The following is a 14,318-nucleotide window of genomic DNA, read 5'->3' as shown; positions in this document are numbered from 1 at the left end:
CGAGCACCCGACTTCACTCTTGATTCAGCACAATTCGATAGCTTGCCCAGCGACATCAGGCGCCTGGCGGGAATGGCGTCTCCTCGAAGGTCAAAGGGGTCGGGACGATGACTTTCAAAAACATCTCCATTCTGAAGAAAATCGCTGCGGTCGTGCTGGTCATGAGCGTGACCGCGGGCGTGATCGCGCTCGTCGGCAGCCGTCAGATCATCGCCTCGCAGGAGGCGATGCGACTCGTCGGCACGAAGGAAGAATCCGCACGCGAGGCGATGGACCTCCGCGTAGACATCATCGCGATCAGCCGCATGACCTATCAACTCGCTTCGCGCCCGGACAAATCGGCGGACTTCCAGACCGAGGCCGACAAGCGCATGGGCGAGATGCTGGCACGCTTCCCCAAGCTCGAATCGACGGCGGACGCGAACGAAATCGGGCTTCTCAAGAACGTCCGCGACTCGCTCGGCACCTATTTCGAATCCATCCAGTGGATGCTGCGGGTCGCCAAGGCGTCGGGCATGGCAAACCAGACGGCGATGATCGGCGCGCTCAACAAGGCGCTCGACCAGCAGAAGGCCGTGACCGACCGGGTCAAGGAATACTCGACCTACTCGGCCAAGGCGCTCAACGACCAGCGCGAGGCGGCGTTCGCGGCCGGCGACCGCTCGATGCTGCTGCAGGCGCTGACGGCGCTCGGCGGTGTCCTGCTCGGCGCACTCGTCAGCGTGCTCGTCGCCCGCTACGGCATCATCCGCCCGGTCCACCAGCTGACGAACGCGATGAACAAGCTCGCCGAGGGCGAACTCGATACGGAAGTCGGCGACACCAGCCGCCGCGACGAGATCGGCCAGATGACCCGCGCTCTGCAGGTGTTCAAGGACGGCCTGATCGAGGCCAGGCGCCTTGAGAACGAGGCCAAGGCCCGCGAGGCCGAGACCGAGGCGGAGAAGAAAGAGATGATGGCGGAGCTCGCCACCAGCTTCACCTCGAAGGTCGGCGACATGATCGGCGCCCTCTCGGCGGCGGCTGTCGAGCTCGAAGCGACCGCCGCGACCATGTCGACCTCGGCCGACGCGACGAGCCGCGAGACGGTCTCACTGGCCGGCACCGCGTCCCACACCTCCGAGAACGTGCAGACCGTCGCTGGCGCGACTGAGGAACTGGCCTCCAGCGCGTCGGAGATCGGTCATCGCGTGTCCGAGACCGCGCGCCTCGCCCAGGCGGCTGTCGAGCGCGTCCACCGCACCGATTCCGATGTGAAGCTGCTTGCCGATGGCGCCCAGAAGATCGACGACGTCGTCCGTCTCATCACCGACATCGCCGGCCAGACCAACCTCCTCGCCCTCAACGCCACGATCGAGGCCGCTCGCGCGGGCGAGGCCGGCAGGGGCTTCGCGGTCGTCGCGCAGGAGGTGAAGAGCCTCGCCGGACAGACCGCCAAGGCGACCGACGAAATCGCCGGACAGGTGGCGAACCTGCAGCAGGCGACGGCCGCGGTCGTCGACACGATCCGCGAGATCGGCGCCGCGATCGAGCAGATGCACGAGGCGGCGGCCTCGGTCTCGATCGCCGTCCAGCAGCAGCAGTCGGCGACGCAGGAAATCGCCCGCAACGTCGCGGAGGCCGCGAACGGCACCGACACGGTGACGTCGAGCCTCGCCGAGGTCCGCGAACACGCTGAAGCCGCCGGCAGCGGCGCATCACAGGTGCTGACCGCGGCGCGCGAACTGGCGCGCAATGCCAACGGCCTTCAGACCACGATCGACGGCTTCATCAGCGGCATTCGGGCGGCGTGATGTGAGGCGCTGAGACCTTCTCCCCGACGAGGGAGAAGGTCGACTCGCTGCGATACGCAGCGAGCGGGATGAGGGGGACGGTGCCACAAGATCAGCGCCCACCGAAAACACTCAAGCGCGCCAGGAAAATGCGGCGCGAGCCGACCCTTGCCGAACAGAAACTATGGCTTCCGCTGCGCGATCGGAGGCTGGCCGGTTTCAAGTTTCGACGGCAAATGCCGATCGGACCGTTCATCGCGGACTTCATCTGCCAACGACCGAAGATCGTTCTGGAAGCGGATGGCGGTCAGCATGCCGAATCCGCGACCGAGGACGCCCGCGATCGTTGGTTTCGTCTGTCTGGATATGAAGTCGTCCGCTACTGGAACAACGATATTCTTCAGAATGGCGAGGGAGTTCTGATCGATCTGCTCGGCAGGCTCGAAGCGCTGAATTCCGCCGAGACGTCCCCCTCAACCCGCTCGTGATCTGCGATCACGAGTCGACCTTCTCCCTCGTAGGGGAGAAGGCATCACCCCTCGATCTTCGAGAAGTCCGCCACGGCGCGGGTTGCGGCGCGGAGCTTGGCCAGCAGCTTCAGCCTGTTGTGGCGCAGCGCCGGCTGGTCGGCGTTGACCGTCACCTTGTCGAAGAAGGCGTCGACCGGGGCGCGGAGCTCCGACAGCGCCTGCATCGCTTCCTCGAACGCCTCGCGGTGGACGGCGTCGAGCGCGGCCGTCTCGGCACGTTCCAGAGCGACGATCAGATCGCTTTCCTCGACCTCGCGGACGAGGCTCGGATCCGGCGCGGCGTCGAACGCGCCCTCGCCGTCCTTCTTCTCCTCGATACGAAGGATGTTTGTGGCGCGCTTGTAGCCGGCGAGGAGGTTCTTGCCATCGTCGGTGCCGAGGAAGGCGGCCAGCGCCTCGACGCGGCGGACGATGAGGACGAGATCGTCCTGATTGCCGAGCGAGAAGACGGCATCGACGAGATCGTGGCGCGCGCCTTGCTCGCGAAGCTGAACTTTCAGGCGGTCGGCGAAGAAAGCGAGGAGGTCAGGCGAAAGGCCGGCTTTCGCATCGATCTTGAGGAAACCGTCGAGAACGAGATCGATGACCGTCAGAAGGTTTGCGCGAAGTGCGTTGTCGAGAACGATGCGGATCACGCCGAGAGCTGCACGGCGCAGCGCGAAAGGATCCTTGGAGCCGGTCGGCTTCTCGTCGATCGCCCAGAAGCCGACCAGCGTGTCGAGCTTGTCGGCCAGAGCGACTGCGATCGACACCGGCCGCGTAGGCACGCGGTCGCCGAGGCCCGCCGGCTTGTAATGCTCCTCGATCGCGGCGGCGACGGAATCGTCCTCGCCCTGCAGCAGCGCCAGCTTGTGGCCAGTTAGGCCCTGAACTTCGGGGAACTCACCTACCGTCTCCGTGACGAGATCGGCTTTCGCCAGGCGCGCGGCGCGTTCGGCCTTGTCCGGATCGGCGCCGACGAGCGGCGCGATCTCGCGGGCGAGTTTGGCGATGCGCTCGACGCGCTCATGCTGGGTGCCGAGCTTTTCGTGGAAGACGATGCTTTCGAGCTTCTTCGCGCGCTCCTCCAGCGGGACCTTCTTGTCGGTCTCCCAGAAGAACTTCGCGTCCGACAGACGCGCGCGAACCACACGCTGATTGCCAGCGACCACCGCCTTGCCGCCATCCGACGCCTCGATGTTCGAGATCAAGATGAACTTGTTGGCCAGCCTCTCGCCCTTCTTGAGGACGAAGCATTTCTGGTTGGCGCGGATCGTGGTGCGGATGACCTCGTCCGGCACGTCGAGAAAGCTTTCGTCGAAATCGCCCGTCAGTACGACCGGCCATTCGACGAGGCCGGAGACCTCGTGCAGCAGCGCCTCGTCCTCGACCAGTTCGAGGCCGTTGGCGAGCGCCAGATCGCGCGCGTCGGCGAGGATGATCTCCCGGCGGCGCTCGGGATCGAGGACGATCTTCGCCTTCTCCAGCGACGGCACGTAATCGTCGAAGCGCTTCACCGTGATCTCGCCCGGGGCGAGGAAGCGATGACCCTGCGTGACGTTGCCGGAGGCGATGCCGTCGACGTCGAACGGCACGATCTCGGGGTCCTCGTTATGAGTGCCGAACGTGCAGACGATGCTCTGCAGCGGCCGAACCCAGCGGAGCGTTCCCGAACCCCATTTCATGCTCTTCGGCCAGGGGAATGCGCGGATCGTGGCGGGGACAATCTCGGCGACGATCTCGGGCGTCGCACGACCCGGCTTCTCGGTGATGGCGATGTAGAAATCGCCCTTCGGGTCGTGCTGCACCCTGGCCTGGTTGATCGACGACAGACCGGCGGCTTTCAGGAAGCCTGAGAGCGCCTGTTCCGGCGCGCCGACGCGCGGGCCCTTGCGCTCTTCCTTGCGGTCGGGCGCCCTGCCCGGCAGTCCCTGCACCGTCAGTGCCAGGCGGCGTGGCGTCGCAAAGGCCTTGGCACCCTCATAGGTCAGGCCGGCTTCGACCAGCGCGTCGGTGACGAGCTTTTTCAGGTCGTCGGCGGCGCGCGCCTGCATGCGGGCGGGGATTTCTTCGGAGAGGAGTTCGAGCAGAAGGTCAGGCATGGCCGGGAGGGATACAGAGCGTCGCGCGGCCTGTCGAGCGGAAGACCCGCGCGGTTGTGGTCGAACGTGATCCGCAAGTTCACGGTTTATCAGAGTTTCGACCGTAACCAGTGGAGGGAGAACGGATTTCAGGCAATGCCTCAGCGACCTTTCATTGCCACCTTCAATACGGTGCTGAGTTCAAGAGTGTTTATGATCGTCATGGCATTCCTCGTTTTTGCTGGGCTCACCGCCCTCGTACTCGTCGGCCTGGAAGTCGACCTGCTCCAACATTTCCGCGACCGGTCTCCGCTTCAGGACATGTTGGAGATCGAGGAGATCCTGCTGATCACCGGCCTGCTCGTGGTCAGCCTCCTCGCCTTCGCCGGCCGCCGCCTCTATCTGCAGAAGCTGGAAATCCGCCGCCGCGAGGCCGCCGAGCGCTATGCGCTGGACCTCGCCTTTCATGATCCGCTGACCGGCCTTCCGAACCGCCGAAACTTCCTGGAACTGGTCGATGCAGCACTCGCGGAGCCGCCGCGCGGCGACAACGTCCACGCCGTCATGCTGCTCGACCTCAACTCCTTTAAGGCGGTCAACGACGTCCACGGCCACCCGGCGGGCGACGAGCTCCTGATCGAGATCGGCAAGGCGCTCAATCGCGAACTCTCCGGCCAGGCAGAGATCGCGCGTCTCGGCGGCGATGAATTCGCGGTCGTCGCCAAGGACATCGATGGCGCCAACGCCGCCGCCAGCATCGGCCGCCGCATCATCGCGTTGCTCGACCAGCCGATCCGCACTCGCACCGGCGAGCATCGCGTCGGCACCGGCATCGGCGTCGCGATCGCGCCGAAGGACGGCACCGATCGGGCCGAACTGATCCGCAAGGCGGACGTCGCGCTCTATCGCGCCAAGGCTGAGGGCACGTCCTTCCTGTCCTTCTTCGAGGAGGCGATGGACGCGCGCATGCACGAGCGCGCCTTCGTCGAGACCGAACTGCGCGAGGCGCTCGCCTCCAGCGGCATCGTCCCGGTCTACCAGCCGAACGTCGATCTCACGACGAACAAGATCACGGGCTTCGAAGTCGTGCCGCACTGGCGGCATCCCTATCTCGGCGAGATCGGCTCGCAGCGCTTCCTGCCGGTTGCCGAGGATTCCGGATTGATCCGCGAACTGACGGACCAGCTCCTGCGTCGCGCCTGCCTCGACGCGCTCTCCTGGCCGGACACCACGATCCTCTCGTTCCGTCTGGCCGACGCTGTGATGCGCGATCACGGCCTGCCGCTGCGTATCCTCGGCATTCTCGGCGACACGCGCTTCCGCCCTGCCCGGCTGGAAATCGCCATCGGCGAGGCCGCCCTGATGCGGAACATGAAGGAAAGCCGCCGCCTGCTCGCGCCGCTGCGCGAGGCCGGGATCAAGCTGGCGCTCGCCGATTTCGGCACGAGCTATGCCTCGATCTGGCACCTGCGGGATTTGCACTTCGACAAGCTGAAGATCGACCGCAGCTTCATCCAGGATCTCGACCAGAACCCGAACAGCGCCGTCGTGGTGAAGACCATCCTCGGAATGGGCAAGGGTCTCGGCATCGCGATCAGCGCCAGCGGCATCGGCCAGTCCGAGCAGCGCGACAAGCTGAAGAGCGAGGGCCTGATCGAGGGCCAAGGCGATCTGTTTGGCCGCGGCCTCACATCCGGCGAGGCGAGCAAGCTCGTCAGTTCCCGCACGCCGCTGCTCGCGAGCGCCTGACGCTCAGGCGATATCCTTGGTCAGGGCGATCGCGGCGAAGCGATCGGCCAGCGCGGCGAGACTCGCGCGCTGAACCTCGGCCGCCGGGATCGGCGGTCCGCCCATCGGATCTGGCAGATCGCGGGTCGCGGTCGCATCGGCAATCACTGTCGCCCGGATGCCGAAATCGAGCGCGACACGGGCCGTCGTCGAGATGCACAAATGCGTCATGAAACCGGCGAGGAGGATCGATTTCCGACCCTTGTTGACGATGCGGTCGCGCAGATGAGTGTCGACGAAGGCGTTCGGCAGCTTCTTCTTCGCAACCGACTCAGCGCCGACCGGTGCCGCCCTCTCGGCGAACTTGAAGCCGTCCGTCTCCGGGTCGAACAGTTTTCCCGCCTGCCCGACATGCTGGATATGGATGATCGGCGCTTGCAGGAAACGCGCGGCCTCCAGCAACTCGGCGATGCGGTCGAGTGCTGCATCGACACCGACGAGCGGCACCTGGCCGGTGACGTACTCGTTCTGCGCATCGACGACGACGAGCACGCTGTCGAGCAGACTGCCGGCGCCGGGATTTGAGTTGGAGAGCTGCAAAAGCGTCTTCGGCTGCATCACGCGGCGGCTCCGCCCTCACCCGTCCTCAGCCAGGCTTCGCCACACGCCTTCGCGAGTTCACGCACCCGCAGGATGTAGCTCTGACGCTCGGTGACCGAGATCACGCCGCGTGCGTCCAGCAGGTTGAAGCGATGGCTCGCCTTGATGCACTGGTCGTAGGCGGGCAGGACACATTTGTGGACCTTGTCGTACTCGCCCGCGGCCGCGCCCTTTTCGAGCAGTGAACGGCATTCCTTTTCCGCGTCGCGGAAGTGCTGCATCAGCATTTCCGTGTCGGCGTATTCGAAATTGTGCCGGGAGTATTCTTCCTCGGCCTGCTTGAAAACGTCGCCATAAGTGACCTTATCGGCGCCTTCCAGGCCATTGAAATTCAAATCGAAACCGTTGTCGACGCCCTGCAGGTACATCGCCAGTCGCTCGAGGCCGTAGGTCAGCTCGCCCGACACCGGAGTGCATTCCACGCCGGCGACCTGCTGGAAATAGGTGAACTGCGACACTTCCATGCCGTCGCACCAGCACTCCCAGCCGAGCCCCCAGGCGCCGAGCGTCGGGCTCTCCCAGTCGTCCTCGACGAAGCGGATGTCGTGCAGCTTCGAATCGATGCCGATCGCGGCGAGCGATTCGAGATAGAGCTCCTGCAGGTTCGGCGGGTTCGGCTTCAGGATGACCTGGAACTGGTAATAGTGCTGGAACCGGTTCGGGTTCTCGCCGTAGCGCCCGTCCTTCGGCCGCCGCGACGGCTGGACATAGGCGGCGTTCCACCGCTTCGGACCCAGGGCCCGCAACGTCGTCGCCGGATGGAACGTGCCCGCGCCGACTTCCATATCGTAGGGCTGCAGGATGACGCAGCCCCGCTCCGCCCAGAAGGTCTGGAGCGCGAGAATCAATCCCTGGAATGAGCGCGTGGGGCTAAGCGGACCGGAAACGGTATCGGGCATTTCTGACTGTTCGAATGAGGAGGCGGGCAACCTAGCCATCGTCCCCGGCATCGGCAAGCAGTGTCACCCTGGTAATAATTTTTAAACCATATCGAACCGGATCGGATGCGGTCGCGACCCATGGACAAGCCGCCGGGATGGCGGACCGAAATCCAAGGAGAGTGACAATGTCGAAGTTCGTGACGCGTTCCAATCTTTCCCGGAGCATCCAGGCTTTCGCCGTGGCGGCCGTTCTCGTGACCGGCATGTCGGCGACAATCAGCGCCATGTCCGGTGACCAGGCCCAGGCGGCAGCGGCCGGCGGTGGCCGAGGCGGCGGTGGCGGTGGTGGTGGCGGCTCGGCCGGTGGCGGAGGCAAGGGTGGCGGCGGCGACGGCAGCGATGGTCCGAAGATTTGCCTCACCAATTGCGCGATCACGGAGATCAACCTGCCGACCTATCCGAACCCGAAGCCGCGGCTGAAGCCGGTCAAGATCGAGCGCAATTGCAGCACCTACCGGGTCGAATACGGCCGTCCGGTCTGCAAGGACGACACCCGCTTCTGACATCGCATGGCGACCATCATCGAGACGGTCGCCATTCACCGCTTTGGCGATCCCGGCGCAGAACCGGGGCGCCTTTGCCTTCGCGGGAGCGAACCATCTCCAGTTCGCGATTCACTCGTCTCCATTCGCGCCGGATGAGCGCGCCTCCGATCGTTGCGGCAAGTGCCGCCGTTGCTATCTGAATAATCCGCATCGGGACCTCCACGGAGGATATCGTTCACCACGGGATTGGCGGCAACCCCGCGATGAACGGCAGATGAATGGCGATCTCAGAACGCGTTCAGGCCCAGCGATCTAACCTCCCATCATCAGCGAGCACATTGCGGCTCGCGAAAAGGGAGAGATCGCATGTTTCGGAAGCTTGTACTTGCCGCCGCAGCCGTGGTCGCACTCGGCGCCGGCATCGCGTCAGCCCCGGCACCTGCCGCAGCCCAGGTCGGGTTTGGCATCCACGTCGGCCCTGATTACGGCTACGGCCGCGGCTATGGTCGCGGTTACGGCTATGGCCACGGCTATTATCCGCACCGGCGCTACTACGCACCGCGGTATCGCCACTACCCGCAGTACTACTCGCGCGGCCGCGACTGCGAACGCGTGGTGGTCCGCAAGAAGATCCGCGGCGAGTGGCGCCGGGTCGTGGAACGCCGCTGCTATCGCGGCTGGTAAATCGACCTCGGCAATGAGAAAGGGCGCCCTCGCGGCGCTCTTTCTTTTTGGAGTTAGAGCTCGATCGGCGCCGCCTCGCGATGAGCGGCGAGACCCTCCTCGCCCGTCAAGATGAGCGGCGGCGCGACTGTCAGCGGGGCACGGCTACCCTTGATCCCCCGAACGAGCAGCCGCACCGCGTCCGCCATCTCGTCGGCGTGCACGAATCTCAGTTTCAGATCGCCGAACCGTCCGACCAGCGCCGCGAGAATGTCCTGAATGGCGTCCGGACGGTGGATGAGCGTGAATGTCCCTCCCGGTTTCAGGATGCGAGCGGCCGCCCGGCTCCAGGTTTCAAGCAGGTCCGGCGAAGCTGTCCGTGCGCGCGCGGTCGTGGGATCCGGAGACGCGCGGCCCGACGACGGATGGAACGGCGGATTGGACAGGACATGGTCGACGGCGTTCGCGAGATCAGAGGAGTCGGACTTTCCGAGATCGATCGCGTCGAGAAGCCTGACATCCGCGACAATCCCGTTTCGCTCGGCGTTCGAGCGCGCGAGTTCGGCAAGATTCTGCTCGATTTCGACCAAGGTCAGACGGCAGTCGCGTATGCGGGAAACCAGCGCCAATCCCGCCGTACCGACACCGGCGCCGAGATCAAGGACATGGTCGCCCGCATGAGCGGGGACGGCGGCCGCCAGAAGAATGGCATCGGTTCCGGCACGATGGCCTCGCGCCGGCTGCAACAGACGAAGGCGTCCTCCGAGTATCGCATCGTCGGTGTGATCAGACACGGGATGGCCTGAGTTCGTCGCCAAGGCCATTGCGGGTCAAGATAACCCGCGCCCAGGCGGCCTTGTCGTCGGCGACGAGAACGCGGCGGGGGATGACGCCGAGCGAGCCCTCCAGCACGCTCATATTGCCGTCCAGCACCATGTGCGCGATCCCCTCGCCATTCAGCAATGACTGGACGAACGACAGCAGAACTGCGTCATTGGTGCGCAACACTTCATCCATCAAACGCGCTCCTCTCCCGCTATACGTAAGTCTTCATGACCATTCTGCCCTTGCCGACTTGCTCTGGTGCTGCATATGGTCCGGGCCAAGAATTCGTAGGAAGGGCATCTGGTGGGATTGGTCATACCGCTCGACGAGCGCGGTCGCGACGACGGCATTGACGCCCTCTCGGCTCTCGTCCAATCGGATCTCGAACGGGTCAATCAGTTGATCCTGTCCCGGACAGGCTCCGACGTCCAGATGATCCCGGAAGTCGCGAACCATCTGATCTCCTCCGGCGGCAAGCGCCTGCGGCCGCTGTTGACCTTGGCCTCAGCGAAACTCGTGGGCTATTCCGGTGAAGGCCATATCCGCCTCGCCGCCGCCGTCGAATTCATGCATACGGCGACCCTGCTCCATGACGACGTCGTCGATGCCAGCGAAATGCGGCGCGGCAAGCTCGCGGCCCGAATGCTCTGGGGCAATGAAGCGAGCGTTCTCGTCGGCGACTTCCTGCTCGGCCAAGCCTTCAAGATGATGGTCGAGGTCGGCTCGCTGTCCTGCCTCGACATTCTCTCGACGGCGGCCACGGTCATCGCCGAAGGCGAGGTCATGCAGCTCGTCGCGGCGAAGAACATCGCGACGACCGAGGATGAATATCTCGCCGTCATTCGCGGCAAGACGGCTGCGCTGTTCGCCGCCGCCTGCGAGGTCGGGCCGGCCCTGGTCGGCAGCTCCAAGGCGGAGCAGGCGGCGTGCCGATCCTACGGCGCCAATCTCGGCATAGCCTTCCAGCTCGTCGACGACGCGCTGGACTATGGCGGTCGCGAAGCCAAGCTCGGCAAGAAGGTCGGCGATGACCTCCGCGAAGGCAAGATCACCCTTCCCGTCATCTTCGCGGTGCGGCGCGGGACGAATGGCGAGCGCGAATTCTGGAAGCGCACGCTGGAGGCCGGTGAGATCGACGACGACTCGCTGGAAACCGCGATCGACCTGTTGCAGCGGCACGGCGCGATCGACGAGACCTTCGCCCGCGCCCGCCATTACGGCGCGATCGCCCGTGACGCCCTCGCTTTGTTCCCGGACGGTCAGGCGAAGTCGGCCATGCTGGACGCGGTGAGCTTCGTCACGAGCCGCGCCCACTGAACGGACGGTCCAGGCGATACACATAGCAATCGTCGTCGCCGAACGTGCGGCGATCCACGCGGACGAAGCCAAGCCGCTCGTAGAAGCGGTGTGCCCGCTCGTTCGAGACGAGAGGATCGATCAGGATCGCGTCGACCGCTGGATCGGCGAAACAATGCTCGGTGGCAAGCCGCATCATCCGGGTGCCGAAGCCCTTGCTGAGATCGGCCTCTTCGCCGATCCAGATATCGATGCAGCGAAAGCCGTCCTCTATGGCGCCCCAATAGCGATCGTCGTCCCGGGTGGGGTCCAGAATTTCCATGAAACCGATCGGACGTCCGTCGAGCTCGGCAATCAGTAGTTCGCAGCCCTGTCCCTGACGACGCAGTTCCTCGTCCCAGTCGATCGGCGCGTCGTCGCCCCTCGCCGCGATGACGTGGGGCTGGCTGTGCCAATGGCGCAGCACCGGCAGATCCGCGATCGTGACGAGGCGGAGGTGCATGCGGCGATCCTATCGCAGCACGGTCGGCTTCACCCACCAGTCTGGATGGGCGGCGCTGATCGCCTTTGCCGCCGCGCTCGCATCGCGGCAATTCTCGAACAGACCGAACACCGTCGATCCCGATCCCGACATTCGCGCAAAACGGCAGGCTGGCGCATTGCGCACCGCCGAAATGACCGTGGCAATTTCCGGAGCAACTTTCTGCGCCGGCGGCTCCAGGTCATTCACATCGCTATCGAAATAGCGGATGAGGCCGGCAAGATCGGTTCCCTCCGGAAGTGCCGTGGCTGCCCCCTTGGATGGCCCGGACGCACCGCGCTCCAGACCCAGCGCGCCGAATACGGCAGGCGTCGCGACGTGGATACCAGGGTTGACGAGCACCGACATCAATGGCGGCAGCGGCACCGGCGGGCCGACTTCGTCGCCCCGACCTCGGAAGATGCGGGCGGTCGGCGTCAGGCACACGGGAATGTCCGAGCCGGTCGCAGCGGCCGCTTCCAGAACGCGCGGATCGGACACCGCGATTTCGTTCAACTCGGTGAGCAGGCGTAGTGCGGTTGCGGCGTCGGATGATCCGCCGCCGACACCCGCGCCAACGGGCAATCGCTTCTTCAGCGTGAAGGCGCCGAGCTTCAGGCCCGGAACGCGTTCGGCCAGCGCCCTCGCGGCGCGGATGATCAGATTGTCGCTATCGGGCCCAGCGGCTTCGGCCGTCGGACCGTCGACCGTCAGTCCAAGCGGTCCCGACGGATCGAGCGAAACGAGGTCATGCACGCCCGCGAAGGCGCACAGGCTTTCGAGTTCGTGAAAGCCGTCAGCCCTGCGACCAAGAACGCGCAAGGTCAGATTGATCTTCGCGGGCGCCCGCGATGTCCGGATCACGCCAGCCCCCAGTCGATCGTGCGTTCAGTTCGCCTCGGCCGGCTTGCCGGGCGTGGCTTCCGCACGATCGTCGGTCTTAGGGCGCGGAGCGTCCTGCTGTGAAGGCTGGGCTCGCTCGGCGGCCTTCCTGGCCTCCATCTCCCGCTCTACCGGCTCGAGACCTTCGGTGATCTTGCGCTCGATCGGGCCGCGCTTGTCGTCGTCGATCTCGAGCGTCAGGGCATGCAGCCACTGGAACTTGGCTTCGAGTTTGCGGTCCGTCTTCCAGTAGACGTCGCCCAGATGATCGTTGATCTCCCAGGACTGCGGCTTCAGCTCGACGGCGCGCTCAAGCTCTTCCGTCGCGTCGTCGTAGCGGGCGAGCTTGTAATAGGCCCAGCCCAGACTATCGACGATATCGCCGTCGTTCGGGCGCAGCTCGACCGCCTTGCGGATGAGATCGAGACCCTTCTCGGGGCTGACGCTGCGGTCCACCCAGGAATAGCCGAGATAGTTGAGGACGACCGGCTGTTCGGGATCGAGCTTGGCGGCCTGGATGAGATCCGGCTCGGCGTTCTTCCAGTCCTTCGCCGCGTCATAGGCAACGCCGCGGGCGAAATAGAGCGACCAGTCCGATTTCTTCGGTTCGCCGGAAGCGTCGATCGCCTGCGTGAATATCTTGGCGGCTTCCACATATGACTTCTGGCGATGGAGAATGTTCGCCAAAGCGACGATCGCGTCGACGTCCTTCGGATTCTTCGAGACGATATCGCGAAGCTTTGCCTCGGCATCGGACGTGCGGTCGGCCATCGCCAGATTGGCAGCGATACGAATGCCTATATCGTCCTTGAAGGCCGAGTTCTGCGGAATGCGCTCATAGGCCGCTATGGCCTCATCGTGCTGGCCGATCGTCTCCAGAAGGTCGGCGAGAGTCAGCAGCGCGAATTCATGATCGGGCTCAAGGTAGAGCGCGAGATTCAGGTAGATGAGGCCGATCTCGGCCGATTCGCCGCGATTGGCGAGCTGACCGAAGCCGAACAGCGCTTCCGTAACGCCATCGCGCGCGTTTTGCGCGGCCGGCGGCAGCTTCTCGCCCTTCTCGAGCGCGGCGATGCTGTTGGCGAGGCGCTCGTTGCGGGTCATCCGCTGAGCGAGGGTCTTGTAGACCTCGATCGCTTCCTTTGTTTTCCCGTCATTGGCCAGAGCGCGGGCATAGGCGTCGACGACGACGAAGCTCGAATCGTTGAGCTTGTAGGCCGAGGCAAGACGGCGCTCGGCCTCCGCCTTGTTGTTCGTGGTGCCGGCGATGAGGCCGGCATGAAGATCGCGGAACATCTCGGCGAGTTCATTGCCGCTCAGCGTGTCAGCGGTTTTGAGCGCGCGGCTGACATCGCCCGAGCCCTGCCAGGCCCAGGCCGAGACGAGAGTCGCCACGACATCCGGGATCGGCCCCTTCGGCGATTGACCGAGCTGGGTGCGGGCCGCCACGAACTGCTTGCCCTTGATCGCCTTGATCGCAAGCGCAAGGCGCGCCAGGCGGTTGTTCGGATCGGTGGAACCCACACGTTCGGCGAGGCTCATCGCCTGCTCGACATCGCCCGCCGCGAGAACGGTGCGGAACGTGCGGTCGAGAAGTTCCTGGTCCTTCGGATCGGCGCGGAGTGCCGCGCGAAGATAGACTGAGGCGGAGGTCAGATCGCGAAGATCGGCGGCGGTTCGGCCGGCGAGGTAATTGCCCACAGGCGACGTCATGGAAGCCTGTTTGGTGGCCTCCGTGGCATCGGTGTTCGCCAAAGCGGCAGAGGCGCTATTCGCCACGAGCGCGGCACAGACAAGTCCAAACAGGAAATCGCGTCTCACGAACCGCCTCATCGTAGGGGACCGGAAGCAAACCAAGCACGGTTTGCGCCGAAGGTCGCGGCAAATATTGGTCCGAAATCGCCTTCTATCGCCGCAGGGCGGTGCTTCCAAGCGCCAAGCAGTGGATATTTCGGA

The 14,318-nt window shown here is 64.8% G+C and carries 14 protein-coding genes; 6 read left to right on the top strand and 8 right to left on the bottom strand.

Features of this window, described 5'->3' with window-relative positions; all coding sequences use genetic code 11:
- The first annotated feature begins 107 nt into the window (after positions 1 to 107).
- Positions 108 to 1,793, top strand: a complete 1,686-nt coding sequence (locus ACFPFW_RS01700) for a methyl-accepting chemotaxis protein (RefSeq protein WP_114955492.1) — start codon at positions 108 to 110, stop codon at positions 1,791 to 1,793.
- Positions 1,794 to 1,861: 68 nt separating this feature from the next.
- Complete coding sequence (locus ACFPFW_RS01695) at positions 1,862 to 2,260, top strand: endonuclease domain-containing protein (RefSeq protein WP_114955491.1); 399 nt, start codon at positions 1,862 to 1,864, stop codon at positions 2,258 to 2,260.
- A 44-nt stretch (positions 2,261 to 2,304) separates the two neighbouring features.
- Here ACFPFW_RS01695 and glyS read toward each other — a convergent pair whose 3' ends face one another.
- The gene (gene glyS / locus ACFPFW_RS01690; RefSeq protein WP_114955490.1) at positions 2,305 to 4,383 is read right to left on the bottom strand and encodes a glycine--tRNA ligase subunit beta; all 2,079 of its coding nucleotides are present in this window, start codon (positions 4,381 to 4,383) and stop codon (positions 2,305 to 2,307) included.
- Between the two features lie 192 nt (positions 4,384 to 4,575).
- On the opposite strand from glyS, the gene ACFPFW_RS01685 reads away from it, so the two are divergent.
- A complete protein-coding gene (locus ACFPFW_RS01685; RefSeq protein WP_162799575.1) occupies positions 4,576 to 6,111 on the top strand; it encodes a putative bifunctional diguanylate cyclase/phosphodiesterase in 1,536 nt (511 codons plus the stop codon).
- A 3-nt stretch (positions 6,112 to 6,114) separates the two neighbouring features.
- Here the strand turns inward: ACFPFW_RS01685 and ACFPFW_RS01680 are convergent, their stop codons facing one another.
- Together ACFPFW_RS01680 and ACFPFW_RS01675 are read right to left on the bottom strand one after the other, a co-directional pair.
- Positions 6,115 to 6,708, bottom strand: coding sequence for a cysteine hydrolase family protein (locus ACFPFW_RS01680; protein WP_114955488.1), 594 nt, complete (start codon positions 6,706 to 6,708; stop codon positions 6,115 to 6,117).
- Positions 6,708 to 7,649: a glycine--tRNA ligase subunit alpha gene (locus ACFPFW_RS01675; RefSeq protein WP_114955487.1), complete on the bottom strand. Its 942-nt coding sequence runs from the start codon at positions 7,647 to 7,649 to the stop codon at positions 6,708 to 6,710. The genes ACFPFW_RS01680 and ACFPFW_RS01675 overlap by 1 nt, the downstream gene beginning before the upstream one ends.
- A 167-nt stretch (positions 7,650 to 7,816) precedes the next feature.
- Here ACFPFW_RS01675 and ACFPFW_RS01670 point away from each other — a divergent pair, with 167 nt between their 5' ends.
- Both ACFPFW_RS01670 and ACFPFW_RS01665 read left to right on the top strand, forming a co-directional pair.
- Complete coding sequence (locus ACFPFW_RS01670; protein WP_114955486.1) at positions 7,817 to 8,194, top strand: hypothetical protein; 378 nt, start codon at positions 7,817 to 7,819, stop codon at positions 8,192 to 8,194.
- A gap of 348 nt (positions 8,195 to 8,542) precedes the next feature.
- A complete protein-coding gene (locus ACFPFW_RS01665; protein ID WP_379769145.1) occupies positions 8,543 to 8,860 on the top strand; it encodes a hypothetical protein in 318 nt (105 codons plus the stop codon).
- A gap of 53 nt (positions 8,861 to 8,913) precedes the next feature.
- Here ACFPFW_RS01665 and ACFPFW_RS01660 read toward each other — a convergent pair whose 3' ends face one another.
- Together ACFPFW_RS01660 and ACFPFW_RS01655 are read right to left on the bottom strand one after the other, a co-directional pair.
- Positions 8,914 to 9,633, bottom strand: a complete 720-nt coding sequence (locus ACFPFW_RS01660) for a tRNA1(Val) (adenine(37)-N6)-methyltransferase (RefSeq protein ID WP_162799574.1) — start codon at positions 9,631 to 9,633, stop codon at positions 8,914 to 8,916.
- On the bottom strand, positions 9,626 to 9,856 hold the full coding sequence (locus ACFPFW_RS01655; RefSeq protein ID WP_114955484.1) for a putative signal transducing protein: 231 nt from the start codon (positions 9,854 to 9,856) through the stop codon (positions 9,626 to 9,628). The genes ACFPFW_RS01660 and ACFPFW_RS01655 overlap by 8 nt, the downstream gene beginning before the upstream one ends.
- 111 nt (positions 9,857 to 9,967) lie before the next feature.
- Here ACFPFW_RS01655 and ACFPFW_RS01650 point away from each other — a divergent pair, with 111 nt between their 5' ends.
- Positions 9,968 to 10,981 (top strand): polyprenyl synthetase family protein, encoded by a 1,014-nt coding sequence (locus ACFPFW_RS01650; protein WP_379769141.1) that lies wholly within the window; start codon positions 9,968 to 9,970, stop codon positions 10,979 to 10,981.
- Here the strand turns inward: ACFPFW_RS01650 and ACFPFW_RS01645 are convergent.
- The 3 genes from ACFPFW_RS01645 to ACFPFW_RS01635 are packed head-to-tail and all read right to left on the bottom strand — an operon-like array spanning position 10,962 to position 14,183.
- Positions 10,962 to 11,462, bottom strand: coding sequence for a GNAT family N-acetyltransferase (locus ACFPFW_RS01645; protein ID WP_114955483.1), 501 nt, complete (start codon positions 11,460 to 11,462; stop codon positions 10,962 to 10,964). The genes ACFPFW_RS01650 and ACFPFW_RS01645 overlap by 20 nt on opposite strands.
- A gap of 9 nt (positions 11,463 to 11,471) precedes the next feature.
- Positions 11,472 to 12,344: a 4-(cytidine 5'-diphospho)-2-C-methyl-D-erythritol kinase gene (locus ACFPFW_RS01640; RefSeq protein ID WP_114955482.1), complete on the bottom strand. Its 873-nt coding sequence runs from the start codon at positions 12,342 to 12,344 to the stop codon at positions 11,472 to 11,474.
- A gap of 24 nt (positions 12,345 to 12,368) precedes the next feature.
- Positions 12,369 to 14,183: a tetratricopeptide repeat protein gene (locus ACFPFW_RS01635; protein WP_162799573.1), complete on the bottom strand. Its 1,815-nt coding sequence runs from the start codon at positions 14,181 to 14,183 to the stop codon at positions 12,369 to 12,371.
- Between the last annotated feature and the right edge of the window lie 135 nt (positions 14,184 to 14,318).

The organism is Flaviflagellibacter deserti (assembly GCF_042652085.1).
GTDB lineage: Bacteria > Pseudomonadota > Alphaproteobacteria > Rhizobiales > Methylopilaceae > Flaviflagellibacter > Flaviflagellibacter deserti.
The sequence above is the reverse complement of the archived record's forward strand: the minus strand, read 5'-3'. Positions and strand labels throughout refer to the sequence as shown.

Excerpts from the sequence above, each read along its gene's own strand:
- ACFPFW_RS01700 (WP_114955492.1), top strand. The coding sequence starts at position 108 with ATGACTTTCAAAAACATCTCCATTCTGAAGAAAATCGCTGCGGTCGTG.
- ACFPFW_RS01695 (WP_114955491.1), top strand. The coding sequence starts at position 1,862 with ATGAGGGGGACGGTGCCACAAGATCAGCGCCCACCGAAAACACTCAAG.
- glyS (WP_114955490.1), bottom strand. The coding sequence starts at position 4,383 with ATGCCTGACCTTCTGCTCGAACTCCTCTCCGAAGAAATCCCCGCCCGC.
- ACFPFW_RS01685 (WP_162799575.1), top strand. The coding sequence starts at position 4,576 with ATGATCGTCATGGCATTCCTCGTTTTTGCTGGGCTCACCGCCCTCGTA.
- ACFPFW_RS01680 (WP_114955488.1), bottom strand. The coding sequence starts at position 6,708 with ATGCAGCCGAAGACGCTTTTGCAGCTCTCCAACTCAAATCCCGGCGCC.
- ACFPFW_RS01675 (WP_114955487.1), bottom strand. The coding sequence starts at position 7,649 with ATGCCCGATACCGTTTCCGGTCCGCTTAGCCCCACGCGCTCATTCCAG.
- ACFPFW_RS01670 (WP_114955486.1), top strand. The coding sequence starts at position 7,817 with ATGTCGAAGTTCGTGACGCGTTCCAATCTTTCCCGGAGCATCCAGGCT.
- ACFPFW_RS01665 (WP_379769145.1), top strand. The coding sequence starts at position 8,543 with ATGTTTCGGAAGCTTGTACTTGCCGCCGCAGCCGTGGTCGCACTCGGC.
- ACFPFW_RS01655 (WP_114955484.1), bottom strand. The coding sequence starts at position 9,856 with ATGGATGAAGTGTTGCGCACCAATGACGCAGTTCTGCTGTCGTTCGTC.
- ACFPFW_RS01645 (WP_114955483.1), bottom strand. The coding sequence starts at position 11,462 with ATGCACCTCCGCCTCGTCACGATCGCGGATCTGCCGGTGCTGCGCCAT.